Genomic DNA, 21,350 nt, shown 5'->3' on the forward strand with positions numbered 1-21,350 from the left:
TAATTCCTAATGTCATCCCCGGTTCGTTGTGCCATCCTGAATACGACTCATAACACGACACGTGAGAGAGGATATTATGAAAAAAGCAATGATTGCGTTATCGGCTATTCTGGTTGCGGCTCCGGTTTTTGCTGCGACAACACATGCAACAGATGATACCGTCGCGGCGGCCAATGCCAACGCCAACACCGCTAAAGAGAAGCTGCACCAGGCCCAGCACGAGGGCGAAGAGCAGCAGCTGAAGGCGAAACATGCGGCCGAAGGCAAACAGGATAGCGTCGGCAGCCAGGTGAGCGAAGGCGCGCAGAAGACCTGGAACAAGACCAAAGAAGGGACTGAGAAAGGTTGGGATAAGACCAAAGAGGTCAGCGAAAAAGGCTGGAACGCCACCAAATCCGGCGCAGAAAAGGGCTGGGATAAAACCAAAACCGGCGCTGAAGAGTTAAAAAATAAAGTGACTGAGTAAGTCCTGATATCAGTCTGAATAAAGGTCGCGAGAGCGGCCTTTTTTATTGCTCGTACTCCCCCATAATGCCTTCCCCGACAGCAGAAACCCCAGATGCCAGGAATCGTCCTGGTTAAGCGGATACTCACTCTTTCTTCACATTTTCCCGTTACAAAGAACTTCAATCAGGAGGTGTACGATGAAAAAGATGATTTCTCTGGCGGTAATATTATCCACTGTGCTGAGCGTCCAGGCCTTTGCCGATGGCCCAAACGACGGCCATCGTCCGGGGCAGCCAACGGTGTGGCAGAACGGTTCGGATCATCATGGGCATGCGCCGCAGGGCGGACCTGACGCGCATCGTCAGGGTGACCATGACCAGCGTGGCCCGGATCGTGACGGGCATGACAAGCGCGATCAGGCACGGCATGAGCAGGACCATTTCGCCTGGCGCGGTAACGATTTCCGCAAAGGCCACCCGGCTCCGGCGCCGTTCCGTGGCGATGAGTATCGCGTCCGTGACTGGAGCGACCGCGGCCTGCCGCCCCCGCCGGAGGGCCATCACTGGTCCTATATCGACGGTAACTATGTGCTGATCGCCGCGGCGACCGGGATCATCACCTCGATTCTGGTGAGCGGCGCCCTCGGCCACTAAATGCACGTCTCCCAACGCCGGGCAGGGAACACCTGACTCGGCGATGGATCACCGCCGGGGCTACGGGTTCAGTTCTTCATCCGGCCAGTATTTATAGCCATTGACCATCGCCTGGGCGGCCAGCCCCTTGTCGGTGATTTCATAGACGTTCACTTTTGACGGCAGCGAGGAGGTGTCCTTCGCTACGCCGTTCGCGGAGGCGGCGATCGGCGCGATGCCTTTGTCATCATATTTCGCCGCGGCGTTCGCATCGGCGCCGACCATATATCCCTGGCGGATAAAGGTCTCCAGGGCCGCTTTATCATGGAAAACCAGCACCGTGCGTTGCTGTTTAATCCCCATCCCCAGGCCGGCGCCGCCCTGGGCCATTTTCATATAGGTGTCCTTCCCGGTGGCCTTATCCCGCACCACGCCGTAGCCGCTGCCAAATCCGAACAGCAGGATCTTGCTGCTGTTGTTGGCGAAGACCGCATAACCCTTCGCATGCTGAATATCGCTGCGGGCCTCGGGCTGCACGGTGTAAAGTTTATTGAGGGTTTCGTTGCGCATCTTCTGAATACTGGCCCGCTGCTGGCTGGCGGTATCCCCCTGCGCGCTGCAGCCCGCCAGCGCGGTCATGGCGACGAGGAAAAGCGTCTGTAATCTCATAGAAGTCTTTTTATTTATATCTGAATACGGCCGGAAATAGTAGGGTAAATAACGGTTAATCCTCCATAAAATAAACATTTATTTTTAAATTTCACCGTTTTGAATGCTTTTTACACTGCCGCGAACGCATTATTAAATAAGATGCCGTCATTTCCGATATTAGAAATCCTGCTTGCATAAAGTTTTCACCACGATACCGTGTTAAGTCCTTACGATATTTCCCGGAGAGCGGCATGAGTGATTATGTAATTCCAGAAATTAAAGCGACGGAAGCGGAAATGATTTCTCTGCGTCATTATTTACATGCCAATCCGGAATTAAGTCTGGAAGAGTTTAATACCAGCGAACTGGTCGCCAGCAAGCTGACCGAGTGGGGCTATCAGGTGACGCGCGGCCTTGGCAAGACCGGGGTGGTCGGCAGCCTGAGCAAAGGCGATTCGCCGCGCACCATCGGCCTGCGCGCCGATATGGACGCACTGCCGATCGAGGAAACCACCGGTTTACCCTGGGCCAGTACGGTATCGGGGAAAATGCATGCCTGCGGTCATGACGGCCATACCACCATTCTGCTGGCGGCGGCGAAATACATCGCCTCGCCGGCCTGTCAGTTCAATGGCACGGTGCATCTGATTTTTCAGCCGGCGGAAGAGGCTATCGGCGGCGCCGATTTAATGATTAAAGACGGCCTGTTTGAGCAGTTCCCCTGCGAACGCATTTTCGGTCTGCACAACATGCCGGGGTTGCCGGTGGGTAAGCTGGGCTTCTATGCCGGCAACTTTATGGCCTCGGCGGACACCGTCAAAATCACCCTTACCGGCTACGGCGGCCACGGCGCCCATCCGGAGCGCACCGTCGACCCGATCGTCGCCGGCGCGGCGCTGGTGATGGCCCTGCAGAGCATCGTGGCGCGCAACGTGCCGCCGGGCGAAACGGCGGTGGTCAGCGTCGGCACCTTCCAGGCCGGTATCGCCTCCAACGTCATTCCGGAGAGCGCGGTGATGGAGCTCAGCGTGCGGGCGATGAAGCCGGAAATCCGCGACCTGCTGATCAAACGTATTCACGAGCTCAGCGAATTTACCGCTAAAAGCTATGGCGCCAGCAGTGCGGTGGAGGTTTACGACTCCTACCCGGTATTAACCAACAGCCCTGAAGAGACTGACTTCGCCCGAGCGCTGGCTCTGGAGGTGTTTGGCCGCGAAGGGGTGCTGGAGTCGGTCTCGCCGATGAACGCCAGCGAGGATTTCGCTTTTATGCTGCGCGAACGTCCGGGCTGCTACTTCCTGCTGGGCAACGGCGAGAAGGGGGAGAAAGGCGGCTGCATGGTGCATAACCCCGGCTACGACTTCAACGATGACATTATCACCACTGGCGCGACGCTGTTCGCCCGTCTGGTGGAAAAGCACTGCCGTTAACCTCTGGAGAAGAACTGAAATGAAAAAATCACTACTGCTATGGCTGGCGTTAATGGCGTCGACGTCGGCGCTGGCCGAAGGGGGAAAGGCGATCCGCTTTGGCGTCGACCCGACCTTCGCGCCGTTTGAATGGAAGGATCCGCAGGGCAAGCTGGCGGGGTTTGATATCGATTTAGGCAACGCCATTTGCCAGCAGCTGCAGGCGAAATGCGTGTGGGTGGAAAGCAATTTCGACGGCATTATCCCGGCGCTGAAGGCGCGGAAATTCGACGCCATCCTTTCCGGGATGTACATGACCGAGAAGCGTAAAGCGCAGATTGCCTTTAGCGACAAGCTGTATAACGGGCCGGTGTTCCTCGTGGCGCGTAAAAATACCCTGAAAGGCAATACGCCGGAGCAGCTGAAGGGCAAAACCATTGGCGTCGAGCAGGGCTCGGCGCAGGAGACTTACGTTAATCAGCACTGGCGTCCGCAGGGGATCAACATTGTGGCCTACCAGGGGGCCGATAGCGTGGTGCGCGATCTGGAGTCCGGGCGCATCGACGGCGCGGTACTCTCCGGCATGATGGCCGACTACAGCTTCCTGCAGCAGCCGCAGGGTAAGGAATTCGCCTTTGTCGGCGGCCATCTGCAGGATGATACGCTGTTTGGCGCCGGGGCGGCTATCGGCTTACGTAAAGACGATGAGGCGCTGCGTCAGGAAATAAACGGCGCGATTGCGAAGATCCTTGCCGACGGCACCTATAAAAAATTAGCCAGCAAATATTTTAGCTTTGATGTTTATTCCGGGACATAATGTCTGAGTGTACCCGCGGGCATGGATCGCCCGCCGTAAGATTCCTTTTCTGATTATCCAATCGACCTCCTCTCCTGACCATTGTGGTTACCTGAGGGAAGCAGAATATAAGCTAAGGAGTACTCGGCATGATGACACGTCCCTTGGGCAAAACCGGATTTTCCATCGCCCCGTTAGTGTTTGGCGGTAACGTCTTTGGCTGGACCATTGATGAAAAAACCAGTTTTGCCCTTCTTGATGCTTTTGTTGACCACGGCTTTGACGCTATCGATACGGCGGATGTTTATTCCCGCTGGGCAGAGGGCAACCAGGGCGGCGAATCCGAAACCATTATTGGCCGCTGGCTGCAGGCGCGTCCCGGCATGCGCGATAAGGTCAAAATCTTCACCAAAGTCGGCTCCGATCTCGGCCTTCCCGGCCATAAGGGACTCAGCAAAGCCTGGATCCAGCAGGCGGTAGACGACTCCCTGCGCCGCCTCAATACCGACTATATCGACCTCTATTTTTCCCACTGGCCGGATCCGCAAACCCCGGTAGCGGAAACGCTGGAGGCTTTCCACAGCCTGCAACAGGCGGGGAAAATTCGCGCGATGGGGGCCTCTAACCTCGATGCAATGCAGCTGGCGGGGGCGCTGGAGGTAGCGCGCAAGGGCGGCTTGCCTGCCTGGCAGGTGCTGCAGCCGGAATATAACCTCTATCACCGCTCCGCGTTTGAAGGCGCGCTGTGCGATCTCTGCGTCAGCCGCGATATCGGGGTGGTGACCTACTACAGCCTGGCCTCGGGATTCTTAACCGGTAAGTACCGTCAGCCGTCGGATCTGGCGCAGAGCCAGCGCGGAGGGGGGATTGGTAAGTACCTGAATCCGCGCGGGATGCGGATTATCGATACCCTGGTGGCGGTCGCGGATGAGCAGGGGGCGAAGCCGGCGGAAGTGGCCCTCGCGTGGCTGATCGGCCGCGAAGGGGTGACCGCGCCGATCGCCAGCGCCACCAGCGTGGCCCAGGTGGAAAGTTTTGCCCGCGCGGCGGCGCTGAGCCTGAGCGCGGAGCAGGTGGCGCGACTGGACAGCGCCAGCGCCTGAGTCACGCCCTCTTCCCGGCGGGGAGAGGGTGGACAAATGGCGCGGACCGCAGGCCGGGTAAGGCGCAGCCGCCACCCGGCGAAATAACGGCACAATCGTCAATTTCCCTGTTTGCAATGCGCCTGGCAGGGCTACAACTTCTATGTGATTTCCGGACAGATTGCGCTCCCGATATGTCTTCTGCGCTATGTCTCTTATGGCGCTGGGAGCGCACAGGGGGCGGCCAGTCGCCGCCGCCCCCTGTACCCCCGGGCTCCGGCCAGCAAAATCGCCGCTGCGCGGTCCCTTCGACTTATCCCTGCAGGCTTCGGGTCGGGCCGAGGCAGCGTCCGTGCAAAACACGGCCCTCAGCCCGCATCCATGCGGGCTGCCCCGGCCTTCCGGGAACGTCTCAGCGATTTTGAGGCCGTCAGCACCGGCAGTTTCAGTCGTGCAAGTGGGTAAATCAAGGACAGGTCGCACGAACCCTGTAGGCCGGGTCAGGCGCAGCCGCCACCCGGCATAAAGCGGCTCCGTACCCGCTGTCATCGCCCGGCGGCGCTGCGCTTGCCGGGCCTACGATGTATCAGCCTGTGAGAGGACCCCGTAGGCTGGGTAAGGCGTAGCCGCCACCCGGCAACATGACGGGCAGGGGGCCTGAAAGCGTGCCCGGCGGCGCCCCTTTATTCCTGATGGCGGGTGAGGTTGAGGATCTTCGCGCTGGCGCCGACCGGGAAATTGCTGAGGGCGCCGAAGTCGCTGCCCTGATAGCCCATGATCTTGCCGTCGGTGCGCATCTGCTGAAGATCTATCAGGATCACCCCCAGCGTGGGAATGATTTTCTCGCGCCAGACAAACAGATAGAGATCCTCCGCCACCTGCACGTAGTGGCAGCGGTCAACATCCGCCAGCCCTTTTTCCACGCCGTCCAGACATTGCCAGGCGTAAAAATTATCGTTGAGATAGATGTGCTCATAGCGCTCAGTCGGGCTGTAGGTGTACTGATTGCGCATGCCGACCAGCGCATCGGTAAAGCCCGGCAGCGGCCCCGGCTGCGCATCCAGGCGGGCGAAGACAAAGCGCGTTTCTACCGCGGTCAGCGGCAGGCCTCGCTCCACCCGGCTGAAAGCGTCCAGCCGCGCGGCGGCTTCGTCCGGCAGCTGGCCGTAGACCAGGGTGGCGTTGCGCTGCGTCAGGTTGCATACCGCGCTGACGCTGGCGTTATCCCGCTCCGGGTCAAGGAAGTCGATAAACAGAATATCCGGGCGCAGGGCGGTCGCCCGCCAGGGGGCGCGCTTGCCGTTCCAGCTTAGCGTCTGCTCATCTTCGATGATCAGCTGCTGCGGCTCACTTCCGGCGACATAAAAGGTAAAGCGCTCGCCTGCGGGCAGGCTGGCGGTGGCGAGTAAATTACCGTGTGGCGCAAAACCATCGGCCAGCGCGCCGACCTGGATAAATACGGCTTCTGAAGTCATTAGGGCTCCTGAACAGAGTAGGGCGTTAGGCAAACGCCAGAGTGGGAACATCGACGATACTGGCGCCGCCGTCGGCGACCAGCGTGGCGCCGCTGATGATGGCGGCCTGCGGCGAACAGAGAAACTGACAAGCCTCGGCTATCTCCTCGGGGCTGGCGGGGCGGCGCAGCGGAACGTCGCGACAGACTCGCTGATAAGCCTCAGTCAACGATAGCCCTTCCGCCTGCATCAGCGGGAGCATCTCTTCATCCGCCATCGGCGTGGTGACCCAGCCGGGGCAGACGGCGTTGGCGCGCACCCCCTGGGGACCGTAATCGCGGGCGACGGAGCGCATCAGGCCGATTAAGGCGTGTTTGGCGGTGACGTAGCCGCAGGCCTGCGGACCGGCGGCCAGCGAGGCGATGGAGGCGACAAACAGCACGTTGCCACGGCGGGTAATCAGCGAGGGCAGGCAGGCGCGAACGCTGGCGAAGGCGCTGGTGAGATTGCCGTCCAGCGCCTCGCGCCACTGGCGGTCGCTGGTCTCGGCGGCGGGGCTGTTGCCCATCCCGCCGGCGCTGCAGATGAGGACATCAACACCGCCGCTCTGGTCGAGAATGGCCGGCAACAGCCGCTGGCGCCACACCTCGCCGTCGGCGGCATCGCCCATCAGCGCCGTGGCGCCGGTCTCATCGGCAACAGCCTGCAATGGCGCCTCGCGCCGTCCGGTAATAAACACCCGGTCGCCTGCGGCGCGCATCAGCCGCGCGCAGGCGGCGCCAATTCCGGTTCCGCCGCCGGTGATCACCACGACTCTCGCCATTCGCTCTCTCCTGTAATGGGGTTTCCGATTACCTTAAAAAGCGCGTCAGCTCCCGGCTATCGCCCGGAAGAACGATAGCCGCGGGGTTAATGGATCTCGCTCACCGGGATCGCCTGCGGCGCCGGAACCGGCTTCATGGTGGCGGGATCAACCGCCAGATAGCGTCCGGTTTTGCTGTCGATACCGACGTAATCGATCATCTTGCCCTGCGCCCGGGTGACCATGGTGCGTCTGGCGAACGCCTCGTAGGCCTCGCTCATCGCTTTGACCCGATCGGGATGTTGGGCCGCGACGTCATGGGTCTCCAGCGGGTCGTCGTGCAGATTAAACAGCTGCCACGGCGCGTCACCGGCGGTGAGGCCCCGCGGCACCAGCCGCCGCAGCTTCCATTCACCATCGACCCACGCCGCCTGATGGTGCAGCTCAACGCCGTATTTCCCGCGCGGCGGCGCCTGTACTTCGCCGGTGAGATAGCGCTTAAAGCTGACGCCGATCATCGGCAACACCGGCTTCTTCGCCAGCGATTTGTTCGGATCGATACCGGCGAATTCATACAGGGTCGGCGCTACGTCGTACACCGCCATCGTCGAGGCGTCGATGTGACCGTGGCGCGTGATCCCGGGACCGGCGATCATAAAGTCGGTGTTAATCCCGCCCTGGGCGCTGGTGGTCTTATGGTAGTTGGCGTAGGGGGCGTTGCTGACGTTGGCCCAGTGGGGGCCGTAGGAGACAAACGAGCCTTTGCGGCCGATGTTGTCATAGCGGTTATCGAACTGCTTCCAGAATTCCGGGGTAGATTCGTAGTAGAAACCCTGCGCCGGGTTGGCGCCGTTATCGGTTAAAAAGACCAGCAGGGTATTTTTATCGCGCCCGGTCTGCTTCAGTGTTTCCATCAGGGTGCCGATTTGCGCGTCCATATTGGCGATCATCGCCGCATACACCTGCATCACTTTCGCCGTATATTTCTGCTGCTCCGGGGTCAGCGCCTCCCACTCTTTATCCAGTTCAAGGTGCGGCAGCGGGGTGTCGTCATGGATAATTCCCAGCGCTTTCAGGCGGGCGATGCGCTGGCGATAGACCTCGGCGTAACCCTGCTCATACTGGCCTTTGAAGCGCTTGATCCACTCGTCGGGGGCCTGCAGCGGGTCGTGCGGGGCGGTGAAGGCCAGCCAGGCGAAGACCGGTTGTTCCGGCGGCGTATCTTTAATCCAGCTATTCATCTGCCGGGCGTAGGCCTCGCTGGAGTAGAAATCATCCGGTAGGGAGACGCGCTCGCCGTCGCGGGTGTAGTAGGTGTGGAAGGCTTCAACGGTCCCGAGCGGGACGGCGTCGTTAAAATGGCTGGTGCCGCCGCCCATAAAGGCGAAGGCGTGGTTAAAGCCGCGGTCCTTCGGCGTGGCGCCGGGAACAAAACCGAGGTGCCACTTGCCGGCCATCAGGGTGTTATAGCCCGCGTCTTTAAAACGCTCGGCCATGGTGGTGACGCGGTCGGTCAGCCGCAGCTCGTAGCCCTCCTTGCCAATGGTGCTGTCGTACCACCACATACCGCCCATCCCGGCCTGCTGGTTGCTGTTACCGGTGAGCAGCATCGAACGCGCCGGGGCCGACATCGGCGAGGTGTAATACTGGCTCATGCGCATCCCCTGCTCGGCCATCGCCTGCAGGTTGGGGGTGGGGATTTCGCCACCGAAGGGGCTGATGTCAGAGTAGCCCATATCATCGGCGATAATCACGATGACGTTCGGACGCTCTTGCTGGGCGGCGTGCGCGCCACCGGCGAGGATCACACTGACCGCCGCGGCCATGGCTGTTTTATTCACAACGGATTCTCCTGTTTCTGCGGGTATCACTTTCAGAGCAATGGGCTACGCCGGATGCGCGGCCCCGACAAACGCGGCCCGCCAGGCTTGTAGCCCTTGAAGGTCGCGGGAAAAGGGGCGCACGGGCGCCAGAATTTCGCTAAAGAAGCGGTAGTAGCCGCCGCAGAGGCGGTTGTTGCCCGCGGCGTTCAGATGCGCCGGGCAGCCGCCCTGGCAGACCATTTTGACCGCGCAGGTCTGGCATTCGCGGCGCAGGCTTTTCTGCTGACCGAAAGGCAGCTGCACCGAGGCGTCGACCGCGTGCGCCAGCGTCATGTCGTCAAGGCGGCCCAGCCGATGTTCGGCGTTGATCAGATGGTCGCAGGCGTAGAGCTCTCCGTCGGGCTCCATCACCAGATTGCTGCCGCAGCGGGCGCTGTGCACGCAGCTGCCGCTGGTGTGAGTGAAGTACTGCGCCCACGCCTGCTCGATATTGATGACGAACACCCGCCCCTTGTCGCAGCGCTTCTGCCACTGCCGCCAGATGCCGACCATAAAACGCCCCCAGTTATCGGCACTCAGCTGATAGCCCTCGCGCAACGCTGCGCCTTCGCTCATCAGCGGCTGAAACTGTAGATAGCGCGCGCCGAGGCTGACCAGCCGGTCATAAATCGCCGCCGCGTGGGCCGCCATCTCGTTATGCACCACCACCAGCAGGTTAAAATCCACCTGATGCTGGTGGAGAAAGCCGATGCCGCGCAGTGCCGCCGGCCAGCTGGCCCGGCCGCGTTTATCCGGACGATGCTGGTCCTGTAGCGCTTCGCTGCCTTCGAGGCTCAAGCCGATAATAAAGCGATGCTCGCGGAACAGCCGGCACCAGGCGTCGTTGATCAGCGTGCCATTGGTCTGCAGACTGTTGCTGATGGTGACGCCGTCGGGGGCATAACGCGCCTGCAGGGCGAGCGCTTTTTTGTAAAAGCTCAGGCCGGCCAGCAGCGGCTCACCGCCCTGCCAGACAAAGTTGATTTCCCGCGCGCCGACGGGCTGGGCCGCGATGTAGCGGCGGATAAACTGCTCCAGCCGCGCCTCGTCCAACTTGTTGACCGGCGTTTCATCCTGGGGGTAATAGCAGTAGCGGCAGGCGAGATTGCAGGCGGGGCCAATCGGCTTCATCAGAATATGAAACGGCACCGGCGAGCGCGGCTCAGCGGCCAGCGGAATTTGCTGCTGGCGCAGGGCGGCGATATTCAGCATCGGCTTATCCTCGGTTAATGACCGGCGCTGTTGCTATTATTTTGGCAACAGCGGGTCAGGCGTAATCACATGATTAAGCCGCGGCGAAAATTAATGGCATCCTGTTAAGGGTATAAGTGAAAAAAAACAGAAATCCATCGTTCTTAAGGATGAGAGAGACGCGTCCGGGATAGGGTTTTTTTATCACCAGAGGCAGGTACGCCGGGTATTAATCTTTTTTGTTTATGTTTTAACGCCGCTATCGTAAGGCATGGCGAGTGTGTTTTTTAAATGCTTTATATAACAATGCATTGCTGAAAATTTTGTAACGGCTATCACATTGTTAATATGTTAATGATTGTGTTACTTAAATGTGAAATGTATGCTTCAATTATCGGTAGTCATCCATGTGTCATGCACCATCATCTCGACGGGGAGGCCCTATCATGTCTGCTTTGTTAAAAGCCAGCCGTAATGATGCGATAATAGCCCGTTGTTTACAGACTATTTCTCAGTTAATTCCACTGACTTCAGCGGTGTTTTATCGAGTAAATAACCGGTTAAAACCCGAAAACTATATATTGCATAATATTTCCGATAATACGCACCAACAATATCTGGAAAACTTCCAGCCGCTGGATCCGCATTTACCGGCGCACTTTAGCCACCAGAACACCACCGTGGCGGCGATGACGCCGCGGCTCTGCGATCGCAACCGGCATTATTATCATGAATTTATGTTGCCGAATAACGTGCGTGACATGACCGAGATCTTCATCCGCCGCGAGCGGCGGATCATCGCCGGTATCTCGCTGATGCGCGACGTGCCTTTTTCCAGCGAAGAGCGTCATCGGGCCCAGGCGGTGCTGCCGCTGGTGGAGTTGGCGATCCGCGACTGCCTGCAGGAAGAAGATGACCTGCCCGCTATCCTGACCGCCAAAGAGCGGGAAATCGTCGGCATGGTGCGCGAAGGGGCCAGTAATAAGCTGATTGCCCGCCAGCTGGATATCTCGCTCTCGACGGTGAAAACGCACCTGCGCAATATCTTCGCCAAGACCGAAGTGGTCAATCGTACCGAACTGGTTTCCCGAACCTGGATGCCGGCTGCTCAGCGTACGCTGCATCTGTGATCTGACTTTCACATCCCGCGCGCGCCGTGGCAACACGGCGTTTTCCTGATGCCTGTGGGTATCACTCCCTGGAGGATCCTCCGGGGGGAGGCTTTTTTGACCGGAGCACGCCCTACGATGTCGAGTACACCTGTCACTGATAATGCGCTTTCCCGGCCCGCCGGGCTGGTGGTGTCCCTGCGTTTGCTGGCGGCGATTGTGATTTTTGCCGCTATTGCGCCGGGTATTCTGATGACCGCGCCGGCGGTGGCGGCGCAGCTGGCCAGCGAATGGCAGCTAAAACCCGGGCAGGTAGGCTGGCTGTTCTCAGCGGAGCTGGGGGCGATGAGCCTGGCGACGCTCCCGGCGTGGTGGTGGATGAGTCGCCTCGACTGGCGGCGGGTCGCCCTGATGGCCGGGGCGGTGTTTCTGACCGCCAACCTCGCCTCGGCGGTGGTCACCCAGTATGAGACGCTGCTGGCGGCGCGCTTTATCGCCTCACTGGCGGGCGGCACGCTGATGATTCTGTGCATCAGCTGCGCGGCGGGAACGCCGAACCCGTCGCGGGTCTACGCCTTTTGGGTGCTCGGGCAACTGCTGTTGGGGATGCTTGGCCTGCTGGCGCTGCCCGGCCTGTTCGCGACCTTTGGCCTGAAGGTGGTGTATCTGATCCTCGCCGCCATCATGCTCTGCTGCCTGCCGCTGGTGTCCGCTTTCCCGCCGCGCTTTCAACCGCTCTCTGCCTCCCGCCAGCAGCCGTCGACGGCGCTGTGGCGTCAGGCGCTGGCGGTGCTGGCGGTGCTCACTTTCTATATCAGCCTCAGCGCAGTGTGGACCTTTATCGGCACCATCGGCAGCACGGCGGGGCTGAGCCCGACGCAGGTGGGGCTGGTGCTGGCGGCGGCGACGGTTTGCGGCATTATCGGCGCCGGCGGCGCGGCCCTGCGCGGCACCCGGCGCGCCGATCGCTTACCGGTGTGGTTGGGCTATGGGCTGCTGATAGTCAGCGTCGGGCTGCTGGTTGGCCAGCCGCTGCTGGCGCGCTACGCCATCGCGGCGCTGCTGTTTAAGTTCACCTGGACCTTCGTGCTGCCCTTTATTCTCGCCCGCGTCGCCGGGCTCGATAACAGCGGTCGGCTGATGAACAGCATCAATCTGGTGATCGGCGGCGGCATGGCGGCCGGCCCGGCGCTCGCGGGGGCCTTACTGCAACACTTCGCCAGCGCCGACCCGCTGCTGGCGGCGGCAGGTGTCTGCGCGCTGCTGTCACTGATTTTAATTGTGGCGGCTTCCGCCGCCGGGAAGGGTTAGCCCACGGGAGGATAGAGTGAAAAGAAAAACCGGTTTCTTCTTTGATGAACGTTGTTTCTGGCACAGTACCGGGCTGCACGCAGTGACGCTGCCGGTGGGCGGGTGGGTACAGCCACCCGCCGGCGGCGGTCATGCCGAATCGCCGGAGACCAAACGGCGGATGAAAAACCTGATGGATGTCTCCGGGCTGACGCCGCAGCTGGCGCTGCGCAGCGCGGCGCCGGCGAGCCTTTCGGACCTGCGGCGGATCCATCCCGACAGTTATCTGGAGCGCTTCAAGGCGATAAGCGATAACGGCGGCGGCATGCTGGGCAAAGAGGCGCCGCTGGGGCCGGGCAGTTATGAAATCGCCTGTCTTTCCGCCGGGCTGGCCTGCGCGGCGGTGGAAGCGGTGCTGAAGGGGGAACTGGATAACGCCTATTCGCTGTCGCGTCCGCCCGGACACCACTGCCTGCCGGACCAGTCGATGGGCTTCTGTTTTCTTGCCAATATCCCCATTGCCGTGGAGCGAGCGAAAGCGCTGCTCGGGCTCGGCAAGGTGGCGATCATTGACTGGGACGTTCACCACGGCAACGGCACCCAGCACATCTACCTGCAGCGCGACGACGTGCTGACTATCTCCTTGCATCAGGACGGCTGCTTCCCGCCGGGCTACTCTGGCGAGGAGGATCGCGGCGTGGGGGCGGGGGAGGGTTACAACATCAATATTCCGCTGCTGGCCGGCGCGGGGGATGACAGCTGGCGCTATGCGCTGGAAACCATCGTTATTCCGGCGCTGGCGCGCTTTGAGCCGGAGCTGATTATCATCGCCTGCGGCTATGATGCCAACGCCATGGATCCGCTGGCGCGCATGCAGCTGCACAGCGACAGCTTCCGGGCGATGACTGAACAGGTCCAGCAGGCGGCGGATCGCCTGTGCGGCGGGAAACTGGTGATGGTGCACGAAGGCGGCTACGCCGAATCCTACGTGCCGTTCTGCGGCCTGGCGGTGATGGAGGCTCTGAGCGGCATCCGCACCGAGGTCCAGGATCCGCTGCGGGAATTTATTCAACAACAACAGCCGCGGGCGGAGTTTGCGCAGTTCCAGAGGCAGGCTCTCGATCGGCTGGCGCAGCAGTTTGGCCTGCTATAAAACGCCTCAGCTTCCCCGCGGTGATGGCGGGGAAGTCAATGCTTTCTCTTCTACGATTTCACCGCGCATCCACTGACTTACTGCCTGATCGGTCATCGCCAGCACGCTGAGCAGCAGCATCCGCTGCTGCGCTTCCAGCCGCAGATAACGGCGCAGCGGCGGCATTTTACAGACCACTTCGCTGGCGGCCCAGGGTTCAATGCTGCAGCGCCAGCCGCGACCGTCAAAGGTCAGCGAAAAGCGGCGGTAGTCCAGCTCGCTTAAGGTCTGCTGGAGATTAGGAAAACCGTTGAGATAGCCGGCGAGTGCCTCGCTGCCTTTGCCGCCGATAAAGCGGATCGGCTGGCGTTTCCACCAGCCGGATTGATGGGCGCGAATGTTACCGCGTACGGGCCGGGTCACCGGCCCCTCGACGACAAACTCGCAGCTGTGAATGCTGGCCATAAACAGCCGCTTCTGACGCACGCTGAAGGTCACGGCGGTGGCGTTGTTCAAGCGCAGCAGCGCGCTGCGCTCGCTCAGCTTTTCGCAGGGCCAGCCGGCCAGATCGCGCTGCACCGCGTTCATTAACGGCGTTTCAAACCAGGGGACGGAGGACATCTGGCGTCATCTCCCCGCGGGTCTGTTTTTCGTAGTTGTTGATGGCGCGCTCCACTACCTCTTCCACCACCAGCGGCTTGAACGGATTGACGCGCTGCACGCACACCGTCCAGAACAGGGCGTAGGCGGCGGTCAGGCCGAGCATAATGCCGAACGGCACCAGCACCTGGCGACTGTCCATCCCCGGCGGGGTGATATTGACGATAGCGATGATAATGCCGACGCTGGAGATAATCTGCGGCAGTGGGAACCACGGCGAGCGGTAGGCGCGCGGCAGGTCCGGGCGGCGAATGCGCAGCATCACCACCGACAGCGTCACCAGCAGATAGGCGACGCCCCAGGCGCAGACCGCGGCGAGGATCAGCGGCACGATGCGGTCCAGATCGCCGTTCAGATACCAGGCGTGCAGGCAGGGGATCGCCACCCCGATGGCGATGGCGATTACCGGCGTTTTAAAGCGCGGATGCAGCCAGGTCAGGAAGCGGGGCAGCGCGCCGTCCAGCGCCATACCGTAGATAATGCGCGGCACGGCGGCCATCAGCGTATTGATGGTGGCGCAGCCCGCCAGCAGCAGCCCGACCCCCAGCCAGTACTGGCCGGCGTGGCCCATCACCCGCTCGGCGAAGGCCGGGATCGCCATCGGCGTATCCAGCAGATGGACGTTGTTGGCCGCGTCGAGCACGGTATTCTCCACCTGGCGGTTGATCGCCGCACCGTAGATAAACATGCAGCTGGCGACCCCCAGCAGGCCCAGCGCCATCGCCCGCGGTATGGTGCGGTGGGCCTGTTTGATCTCCGGCGCCATCGGCGTCACCAGTTCGCAACCGACGAACATAAACATCGCCATGCCGATATAGCCGAACAGGCCGTTGATATCGCTAACGTTCAGCGGTGTGCCGAACCAGCCGGAAAGATGAGTCACCGGCGCCATAAAAATGCCGCACAGGCCGAAAATGGTCAGCGTGGTCCACATGCCGAAGGTCAGCACCACTTCGACCTTGCCGAAGATTTCCACGCCGATGGCGTTCAGCAGGCCGAAAATCACCACCATGCCGACGCCCACCATCCAGGTGTTTTGGTGAGCGGCCATCTGGGCGTTGATCGATTCGAAGTTCACCAGCGCCATAATGCCCGCCAGGATCGTCTCCGCCGTCCCGGCGAAAATATGGACGATCAGATAGGCGCACAGCGCGCCGGTGATAGCGAAAAAGCGGCCCATGCCGCAGGAGATATAGTCGTACACCGAACCGGTGGTGGGAATGAGCGTCGCCGCCTCGGCAAAGGTGGTGACCTGCGCCTGCATCATAATAAAGGCCAGCAGCACCGCCAGCGCGAAGGTATCGCCGCCCATGCCGAAGCCGCTGGTCACCGTCAGGATCACCGGGCTGGCCATAATCAGCCCGACGGAGCTGGCGAGGGTGGTCGGGAAGCCGACGACGCCGCGCTCAAGATGGCTGGCAAGTCTGTTACTAAACATAGTCAACCTCTGCACAATAATGGGGTAGGGCAGGGAATAGCCAGCGCCACTCCCGGATAGTCATAATTTAGGCGGGCATCCTGCTCAACGAATATCGTCCGGAAGGTGGAGGGTGGCGCATGATTCTGTGACGCAGTCCATGAATGTGAGGGTGGATAAACAAGATGACCCCGAAAACCGGGGCCATCCGTCTTGCCACGTTGCGCCTGTTTCTGCCGGGTGGCGGCTGCGCCTTACCCGGCCTACGATCCGCGCGGCCTGCCTGTAATTTATTCACCATGCTGACTGAAACTGCCGGTGTTGGCGGCCTCAAAACTCCCGGTGGCGCTGCCGCTTACCGGGGCTACAGCGCTGTGCGATTTGGTAGCCCGGAGAAGGCGCAATGCGTCGCCTCCGGGTCCCCCCCCTGCGCCGCCGGGCAGTATCAGCGCGTTAGCGCGTCTCGACGTTCGCCAGGTAGTGCTTCACAAAGCGCGGCGTCAGGATTTTCCACTCCACTTCGGTGCCCTGTTTAACAAACCAGCTATCGCCTGGCGCAAAGCGCTGCGGTTCACCGCCGGCGACGGTCAGCTCTACTTCGCCTTCCAGCACGGTGGCGTGTTCGGTAAACGGATAGGTCATGGTAAAGCTCCCCTCAGTGGACGAAAACAGTCCGCAGGTAAAGGCATCCTGCGGCTCGCCGTAGATCATCGCCCCGGCCACCTGCGGGTCGCCGGCGGTCGGCGTCGCGCCGAGCAGGCTGACGCTGCCGATTGGCTGCAGGTCGGGCACCGGGTGTTTAAGTTTAAAAGCGTGCATAGCGTTCTCCTGGTTAACTCCGGCCTTTCCAGAAACCGGCGGTTTGATGCATCAATTTTCCGGCGGTGACCAGCAGCAGGCGCAGGCTGTCACGGCCGTGGATGGTCGCGTGGGGGATGCTGCTCAGCAGACGATAGCGGTCTGAACCGCCGTTGATCCCTTCGGCGAGGATTTTGCACACGATGTGCGATGGGGTGACGCCGAAGCCGGAGTACCCCTGGACGTAAAAGACGTTGTTGTGATCGCGTAGCGTGCCGATCTGTGGAAACAGGTTGGCGCTACAGGCCATTGGCCCGCCCCAGGCGAAATCGATCTTCACATCCTTCAAATAGGGGAAGACCTCCGCCAGCAGGGTGCGGTTCCAGGCGGCGAAATCGTTCGGCGTATACTCCACAAAGCGGGTGGCGCTGCCGAACAGCAGGCGGTTTTCCCGGGTGACGCGGTAGTAGTTAATCACCGGGCGAATATCGCTGAAGGCGCCGCGCAGCGGGCTGATGCGCTCGATCAGTTCATCGGAGAGCGGCTCGGTCGATACCTGATAGGAGTAGGTGACCAGCGTTTTGTTGTAGATCTCCGGCTCCATATTGTTGAGGAAGCTGTCGCAGGCCCACAGCAGTTTGGCGGCTTTGACGCTGCCCATCGCGGTACGTACCCGCACCTGTTTGCCGTAATTCACCTCCACCACCGGCGAGGATTCGAAGATCTTCACTCCCAGCGAATGGGCGGCCTGCGCCGAGCCGAGGAGCATATTGAGCGAATGGATCTGGCCGCCGCCCATATGTTTCAGCGCGCCGCAGTAGACCTCGGAGCCCACCACCTGCTGCACCTCTTTCCCGGTATACAGCTCGATCTCTTCATCCGGGGTGGCAGCCTTAAACTCCTTCTCCCACTGGCGCAGCGTTTTCAGTTGCCGCTGGTTATAAGCGAGATAGCCATAGCCGGGGACGAAATCGGCGTCGATATTATATTTGCGGATGCGTTCGCGAATGATGCCCGCGCCAAGGTTGGCTATTTTAAACAGCGTTTCCAGCCCTTCTTTGCCGACGTGCTTTTTCACCGCTTCGATGTCGTGACCGATACCGGCCATCACCTGGCCGCCATTGCGCCCGGTGCCGCCATAGCCGAGATGGCGCGCTTCCAGCACCACCACGTTGGTGATGCCCTGTTCCGCCAGCTCAAGGGCGGTGTTAATACCGGAGAAGCCGCCGCCGATAATCACCACGTCGGCTTCAATATCTTCCCGCAGCGCCGGAAAATGGAGGTGGTATTTCTTCGTCGCGCCGTAGTAGTTCAGCGCATCGATTTTGATGTTCATCGCGTTACCCTGTGGTCTTGCCTCGCTCAAGTGCCTCATCACAGCACGCCGCGCGGGCGTTGAATATCGTCCGGAAGAATGACGTTCTTTAGAACGATAGGCGGCGGCGGGAAGCCGTGCTGTGATGGGCCAACGTTGCTGAAAAAACGGGTACTGACGATGAGCGAGATAACCTTACTGGCGGAAGTGACCGCCTTTTTACGCCAGCCGCACGGGCAGTTTATCGCCGGTGAGCGAGAGGCGGGCCGCGGCGCGCCGTTTGCGGTGATCAACCCGGCCACCGGGCGGGCGATCGCCGAGGTCACCGCGGCGGATAGCGACCAGGCGGATCGCGCGGTAGAGAGTGCCCGCCAGGCGTTTAATCAGTGGCGCGAAATGCCGACGCTGGCGCGCGGAACCTTGCTGCTGAAGCTGGCGGATGCCCTGGCTGAGCATCGCGAAGCGCTGGCGCAGCTGGAAAGTCTCTGCTCCGGCAAGACCATCACGCTGGCGCGCATGCTCGAGCTGGATCAATCGGTCGCTTTCCTGCGCTACTTCGCCGGCTGGGCGGGGAAAGTCACCGGCGAAACCCTGAATGTGTCGCTGCCGTCGATGGCCGGGGAGAAATATACCGCCTTCACTCGCCGTCAGCCGCTGGGGGTAGTGGTGGGCATCGTGCCGTGGAACTTCTCCATCATGATTGCCGTCTGGAAGCTGGCGGCGGCCCTGGTCTGCGGCTGCACCATTGTTCTCAAGCCGAGCGAGTATACGCCGCTGACGCTGCTGCGCGTGGCGGAGCTGGCGAAAGCGGTGGGTATTCCGGACGGGGTGATTAACGTGGTCAACGGCGCCGGCGGCGAGATTGCTCAGCGGCTGATTACCCATCCGGCCTGCGCCAAGGTGAGCTTCACTGGCTCGGTGGCCACTGGCGAGAAAGTCCAGCAGTCGGCCAGTGCGTCAGGTAAACGGGTGACCCTTGAGCTGGGGGGCAAAAACGCCGCGCTGTTCCTGGATGATCTGACGCCGGAGGCGATGGTCAACGGCATTCTGGAAGCCGGCTACCTGAACCAGGGGCAGATTTGCGCCGCCGCGGAGCGCTTTTATCTGCCGCAGGGTAAACTGGATGCGGTGCTGGCGCTGCTGAAAGATAAGCTCAGCGCCTTCGCGCCGGGATCGCCGCTGGATGAGCGCACGCTGATGGGGCCGCTGGCCAACCGCCAGCAGTATGACAAAGTGTTGCGGCTCATTCAGACCGCGCGCGACGAGGGCGATACCATCGTCTGCGGCGGCGAAGCCCTGCCGGGGGAGGGCTATTTCCTGCAGCCGACGGCGGTCAAAGTGCGCAGCGAAGAGAGCACCCTGATGCGCGAGGAGACCTTCGGCCCGGTGTGCAGTTTTATCGGTTATCACAGTGAAGACGAGGCGCTGGCGCGGATCAATGCCTCGCCGTATGGCCTGGCGGCCAGCGTCTGGTCGGATAACATTCGCCTGGCGCTACGCTACTCGGAGGCGATTGAGGCCGGCATCGTGTGGGTCAATATGCATACTTTCCTCGACCCGGCGGTACCGTTCGGCGGCATGAAGGGCTCGGGCATCGGGCGCGAATTCGGCAGCGCGTTTATCGATGACTACACGGAGCTGAAGTCGGTGATGGTGCGCTATTAAGTTTTGTCGGTGGAGGTAGCCTTAACCGGGCTTCAGGCGTCTGCGTAGGCCCGGTAAGCGCAGCGCCTCCGGGCAAGGACAGCGGATGGACAGCCGCGAATGTGCCAGGCGACGACGGCGCCTTGCACGGCCTGAGTCCGTGCAAGCGAAGGTTAATGTCGCCGCCGCCATAACCCCTCGCAACTTGCGACAATCCCCCCTTAGTGATAAAAGGTGCCCCTTCGCAAAAACACACAGGGGAACGACGTGAAAGACGCGTCAACGTCGTCGGATGCCGTAGAAGAGAGCGGCCCGACGCTTCATCGCGGTTTACAGAACCGACACATTCAACTTATCGCCCTTGGCGGCGCGATTGGCACCGGGCTGTTTCTCGGCATTGGTCCCGCTATCCAGATGGCCGGTCCGGCGGTATTACTGGGTTACGCCGTTGCCGGGATTGTCGCTTTTCTGATCATGCGCCAGCTGGGCGAAATGGTGGTGGAAGAGCCGGTATCCGGCTCCTTTGCCCACTTTGCCTACAAATACTGGGGCCCGTTCGCCGGCTTCCTTTCCGGCTGGAACTACTGGGTGATGTTCGTGCTGGTGGGAATGGCGGAGCTGACCGCCGCCGGGATCTACATGCAGTACTGGCTGCCCGACGTCCCGACCTGGATCTGGGCGGCGGCCTTCTTCCTTATTATTAACGCCGTCAATCTCGTCAACGTGCGCCTGTATGGCGAAGCGGAGTTCTGGTTTGCGCTGATAAAAGTGCTGGCGATTATCGGCATGATTGCCTTTGGCCTGTGGATGCTGTTTGGCGGCCACGGCGGCAGCAAAGCCGGGTTCGACAACCTGTGGAAACACGGCGGCTTCCTCGCCACCGGCTGGCACGGTCTTATCCTGTCGCTGGCGGTGATCATGTTCTCCTTCGGCGGGCTGGAGCTTATCGGCATCACCGCCGCTGAAGCGCAAAACCCGGAAAAGAGCATTCCAAAAGCGGTCAACCAGGTGGTTTATCGTATCCTGCTGTTCTATATCGGTTCGCTGGTGGTGCTGCTGGCGCTCTACCCGTGGGTGGAGGTCAAATCCGACAGTAGCCCGTTCGTGATGATTTTCCATCATCTCGACAGCAACCTGGTGGCCTCCGCGCTGAACTTCGTCATTCTGGTGGCCTCGCTGTCGGTGTATAACAGCGGCGTGTACTCCAACAGCCGGATGCTGTTCGGCTTGTCGGTGCAGGGCAATGCGCCGACGTTCCTCGCCCGCGTCAGCAAGCGCGGCGTGCCGGTGAACTCTCTGCTGCTCTCGGGGATTATCACCTCACTGGTGGTGGTGCTGAACTACCTGCTGCCGCATGAAGCGCTGGGACTGCTGATGGCCCTGGTGGTGGCGACGCTGCTGCTGAACTGGATCATGATCTGTATGGCGCACCTGAAGTTCCGCGCCGCCCAGCGCCGCAAAGGGCGTGAATCGAAGTTTAAAGCGCTGCTGGCGCCCGCCAGCAACTACTTCTGCATTGCTTTCCTTGGGCTGATTCTGGCGCTGATGTGCACTATCGACGGGATGCGCCTGTCGGCGATCCTGCTGCCGGTGTGGATCCTGTTCCTGTTTATCGCCTTCAAACTGCTGCGCCGCCCGGCGTAAGCGAGATGCCCCGCC

19 protein-coding genes are annotated in these 21,350 nt (G+C 60.9%); 10 read left to right on the forward strand and 9 right to left on the reverse strand.

Features of this window, described 5'->3' with window-relative positions; all coding sequences use genetic code 11:
* Nucleotides 1-76: 76 nt before the first annotated feature.
* Both KHQ24_RS03250 and KHQ24_RS03255 read left to right on the forward strand, forming a co-directional pair.
* Nucleotides 77-466 carry a hypothetical protein gene (locus KHQ24_RS03250; RefSeq protein WP_002892699.1) on the forward strand — a complete coding sequence of 130 codons (390 nt, stop codon included), beginning with the start codon at nucleotides 77-79 and terminating at the stop codon, nucleotides 464-466.
* 178 nt (nucleotides 467-644) lie between these two features.
* Complete coding sequence (locus KHQ24_RS03255; RefSeq protein ID WP_048294342.1) at nucleotides 645-1,100, forward strand: RcnB family protein; 456 nt, start codon at nucleotides 645-647, stop codon at nucleotides 1,098-1,100.
* Nucleotides 1,101-1,160: 60 nt separating this feature from the next.
* Here KHQ24_RS03255 and KHQ24_RS03260 read toward each other — a convergent pair whose 3' ends face one another.
* Nucleotides 1,161-1,748 carry a YSC84-related protein gene (locus KHQ24_RS03260; protein WP_087771446.1) on the reverse strand — a complete coding sequence of 196 codons (588 nt, stop codon included), beginning with the start codon at nucleotides 1,746-1,748 and terminating at the stop codon, nucleotides 1,161-1,163.
* Between the two features lie 233 nt (nucleotides 1,749-1,981).
* Here KHQ24_RS03260 and KHQ24_RS03265 point away from each other — a divergent pair, with 233 nt between their 5' ends.
* The 3 genes from KHQ24_RS03265 to KHQ24_RS03275 all read left to right on the forward strand — a co-directional run bounded on the left by KHQ24_RS03265 (nucleotide 1,982) and on the right by KHQ24_RS03275 (nucleotide 5,038).
* Nucleotides 1,982-3,160 (forward strand): M20 aminoacylase family protein, encoded by a 1,179-nt coding sequence (locus KHQ24_RS03265; protein ID WP_004202432.1) that lies wholly within the window; start codon nucleotides 1,982-1,984, stop codon nucleotides 3,158-3,160.
* Nucleotides 3,161-3,179: 19 nt separating this feature from the next.
* Nucleotides 3,180-3,956, forward strand: a complete 777-nt coding sequence (locus tag KHQ24_RS03270) for an ABC transporter substrate-binding protein (protein WP_004202434.1) — start codon at nucleotides 3,180-3,182, stop codon at nucleotides 3,954-3,956.
* Nucleotides 3,957-4,084: 128 nt separating this feature from the next.
* Complete coding sequence (locus tag KHQ24_RS03275) at nucleotides 4,085-5,038, forward strand: aldo/keto reductase (protein WP_008805510.1); 954 nt, start codon at nucleotides 4,085-4,087, stop codon at nucleotides 5,036-5,038.
* A 662-nt stretch (nucleotides 5,039-5,700) separates the two neighbouring features.
* Here KHQ24_RS03275 and KHQ24_RS03280 read toward each other — a convergent pair.
* The 4 genes from KHQ24_RS03280 to KHQ24_RS03295 form a co-directional block, all read right to left on the reverse strand.
* Nucleotides 5,701-6,492 carry a MoaF C-terminal domain-containing protein gene (locus tag KHQ24_RS03280; RefSeq protein ID WP_017901098.1) on the reverse strand — a complete coding sequence of 264 codons (792 nt, stop codon included), beginning with the start codon at nucleotides 6,490-6,492 and terminating at the stop codon, nucleotides 5,701-5,703.
* Nucleotides 6,493-6,517: 25 nt separating this feature from the next.
* Complete coding sequence (locus KHQ24_RS03285) at nucleotides 6,518-7,294, reverse strand: SDR family NAD(P)-dependent oxidoreductase (protein WP_004202438.1); 777 nt, start codon at nucleotides 7,292-7,294, stop codon at nucleotides 6,518-6,520.
* Between the two features lie 86 nt (nucleotides 7,295-7,380).
* On the reverse strand, nucleotides 7,381-9,114 hold the full coding sequence (locus tag KHQ24_RS03290; protein WP_049004046.1) for an arylsulfatase: 1,734 nt from the start codon (nucleotides 9,112-9,114) through the stop codon (nucleotides 7,381-7,383).
* Between the two features lie 45 nt (nucleotides 9,115-9,159).
* Nucleotides 9,160-10,347 (reverse strand): anaerobic sulfatase maturase, encoded by a 1,188-nt coding sequence (locus KHQ24_RS03295; RefSeq protein ID WP_087771442.1) that lies wholly within the window; start codon nucleotides 10,345-10,347, stop codon nucleotides 9,160-9,162.
* 425 nt (nucleotides 10,348-10,772) lie between these two features.
* On the opposite strand from KHQ24_RS03295, the gene KHQ24_RS03300 reads away from it, so the two are divergent.
* From KHQ24_RS03300 to KHQ24_RS03310, 3 genes are all read left to right on the forward strand, one after another.
* Complete coding sequence (locus KHQ24_RS03300) at nucleotides 10,773-11,456, forward strand: response regulator transcription factor (protein WP_004202446.1); 684 nt, start codon at nucleotides 10,773-10,775, stop codon at nucleotides 11,454-11,456.
* 117 nt (nucleotides 11,457-11,573) lie between these two features.
* Entirely contained in the window at nucleotides 11,574-12,746 is a 1,173-nt protein-coding gene (locus KHQ24_RS03305) for an MFS transporter (RefSeq protein WP_023319895.1), read from the forward strand.
* A gap of 16 nt (nucleotides 12,747-12,762) precedes the next feature.
* Nucleotides 12,763-13,878: a class II histone deacetylase gene (locus KHQ24_RS03310; protein ID WP_048323248.1), complete on the forward strand. Its 1,116-nt coding sequence runs from the start codon at nucleotides 12,763-12,765 to the stop codon at nucleotides 13,876-13,878.
* A gap of 6 nt (nucleotides 13,879-13,884) precedes the next feature.
* Here KHQ24_RS03310 and KHQ24_RS03315 read toward each other — a convergent pair whose 3' ends face one another.
* From KHQ24_RS03315 to KHQ24_RS03330, 4 genes are all read right to left on the reverse strand, one after another.
* Nucleotides 13,885-14,478, reverse strand: a complete 594-nt coding sequence (locus KHQ24_RS03315) for a DUF3156 family protein (RefSeq protein ID WP_114507951.1) — start codon at nucleotides 14,476-14,478, stop codon at nucleotides 13,885-13,887.
* Entirely contained in the window at nucleotides 14,456-15,955 is a 1,500-nt protein-coding gene (locus tag KHQ24_RS03320; RefSeq protein ID WP_002892820.1) for an APC family permease, read from the reverse strand. The genes KHQ24_RS03315 and KHQ24_RS03320 overlap by 23 nt, the downstream gene beginning before the upstream one ends.
* A gap of 432 nt (nucleotides 15,956-16,387) precedes the next feature.
* Nucleotides 16,388-16,753, reverse strand: coding sequence for a cupin domain-containing protein (locus KHQ24_RS03325; protein WP_002892824.1), 366 nt, complete (start codon nucleotides 16,751-16,753; stop codon nucleotides 16,388-16,390).
* 13 nt (nucleotides 16,754-16,766) lie between these two features.
* Nucleotides 16,767-18,068 (reverse strand): NAD(P)/FAD-dependent oxidoreductase, encoded by a 1,302-nt coding sequence (locus tag KHQ24_RS03330; RefSeq protein ID WP_017900836.1) that lies wholly within the window; start codon nucleotides 18,066-18,068, stop codon nucleotides 16,767-16,769.
* A gap of 159 nt (nucleotides 18,069-18,227) precedes the next feature.
* Here KHQ24_RS03330 and KHQ24_RS03335 point away from each other — a divergent pair, with 159 nt between their 5' ends.
* Together KHQ24_RS03335 and pheP are read left to right on the forward strand one after the other, a co-directional pair.
* The gene (locus KHQ24_RS03335) at nucleotides 18,228-19,712 is read left to right on the forward strand and encodes an aldehyde dehydrogenase family protein (protein WP_017900837.1); all 1,485 of its coding nucleotides are present in this window, start codon (nucleotides 18,228-18,230) and stop codon (nucleotides 19,710-19,712) included.
* Nucleotides 19,713-19,958: 246 nt separating this feature from the next.
* Complete coding sequence (pheP, locus tag KHQ24_RS03340; protein ID WP_032455670.1) at nucleotides 19,959-21,335, forward strand: phenylalanine transporter; 1,377 nt, start codon at nucleotides 19,959-19,961, stop codon at nucleotides 21,333-21,335.
* Nucleotides 21,336-21,350 lie beyond the last annotated feature (15 nt).

It is taken from the genome of Klebsiella sp. 54 (assembly GCF_018223875.1).
Lineage (GTDB): Bacteria > Pseudomonadota > Gammaproteobacteria > Enterobacterales > Enterobacteriaceae > Klebsiella > Klebsiella quasipneumoniae.

Coding starts and splice junctions, on each gene's coding strand:
- KHQ24_RS03275 (WP_008805510.1), top strand. CDS start 4,085: ATGATGACACGTCCCTTGGGCAAAACCGGATTTTCCATCGCCCCGTTA.
- KHQ24_RS03335 (WP_017900837.1), top strand. CDS start 18,228: ATGAGCGAGATAACCTTACTGGCGGAAGTGACCGCCTTTTTACGCCAG.
- KHQ24_RS03250 (WP_002892699.1), top strand. CDS start 77: ATGAAAAAAGCAATGATTGCGTTATCGGCTATTCTGGTTGCGGCTCCG.
- KHQ24_RS03285 (WP_004202438.1), bottom strand. CDS start 7,294: ATGGCGAGAGTCGTGGTGATCACCGGCGGCGGAACCGGAATTGGCGCC.
- KHQ24_RS03305 (WP_023319895.1), top strand. CDS start 11,574: ATGTCGAGTACACCTGTCACTGATAATGCGCTTTCCCGGCCCGCCGGG.
- KHQ24_RS03280 (WP_017901098.1), bottom strand. CDS start 6,492: ATGACTTCAGAAGCCGTATTTATCCAGGTCGGCGCGCTGGCCGATGGT.
- KHQ24_RS03295 (WP_087771442.1), bottom strand. CDS start 10,347: ATGCTGAATATCGCCGCCCTGCGCCAGCAGCAAATTCCGCTGGCCGCT.
- KHQ24_RS03300 (WP_004202446.1), top strand. CDS start 10,773: ATGTCTGCTTTGTTAAAAGCCAGCCGTAATGATGCGATAATAGCCCGT.
- KHQ24_RS03260 (WP_087771446.1), bottom strand. CDS start 1,748: ATGAGATTACAGACGCTTTTCCTCGTCGCCATGACCGCGCTGGCGGGC.
- KHQ24_RS03325 (WP_002892824.1), bottom strand. CDS start 16,753: ATGCACGCTTTTAAACTTAAACACCCGGTGCCCGACCTGCAGCCAATC.
- KHQ24_RS03265 (WP_004202432.1), top strand. CDS start 1,982: ATGAGTGATTATGTAATTCCAGAAATTAAAGCGACGGAAGCGGAAATG.
- KHQ24_RS03270 (WP_004202434.1), top strand. CDS start 3,180: ATGAAAAAATCACTACTGCTATGGCTGGCGTTAATGGCGTCGACGTCG.
- KHQ24_RS03315 (WP_114507951.1), bottom strand. CDS start 14,478: ATGTCCTCCGTCCCCTGGTTTGAAACGCCGTTAATGAACGCGGTGCAG.
- KHQ24_RS03330 (WP_017900836.1), bottom strand. CDS start 18,068: ATGAACATCAAAATCGATGCGCTGAACTACTACGGCGCGACGAAGAAA.
- KHQ24_RS03320 (WP_002892820.1), bottom strand. CDS start 15,955: ATGTTTAGTAACAGACTTGCCAGCCATCTTGAGCGCGGCGTCGTCGGC.
- KHQ24_RS03255 (WP_048294342.1), top strand. CDS start 645: ATGAAAAAGATGATTTCTCTGGCGGTAATATTATCCACTGTGCTGAGC.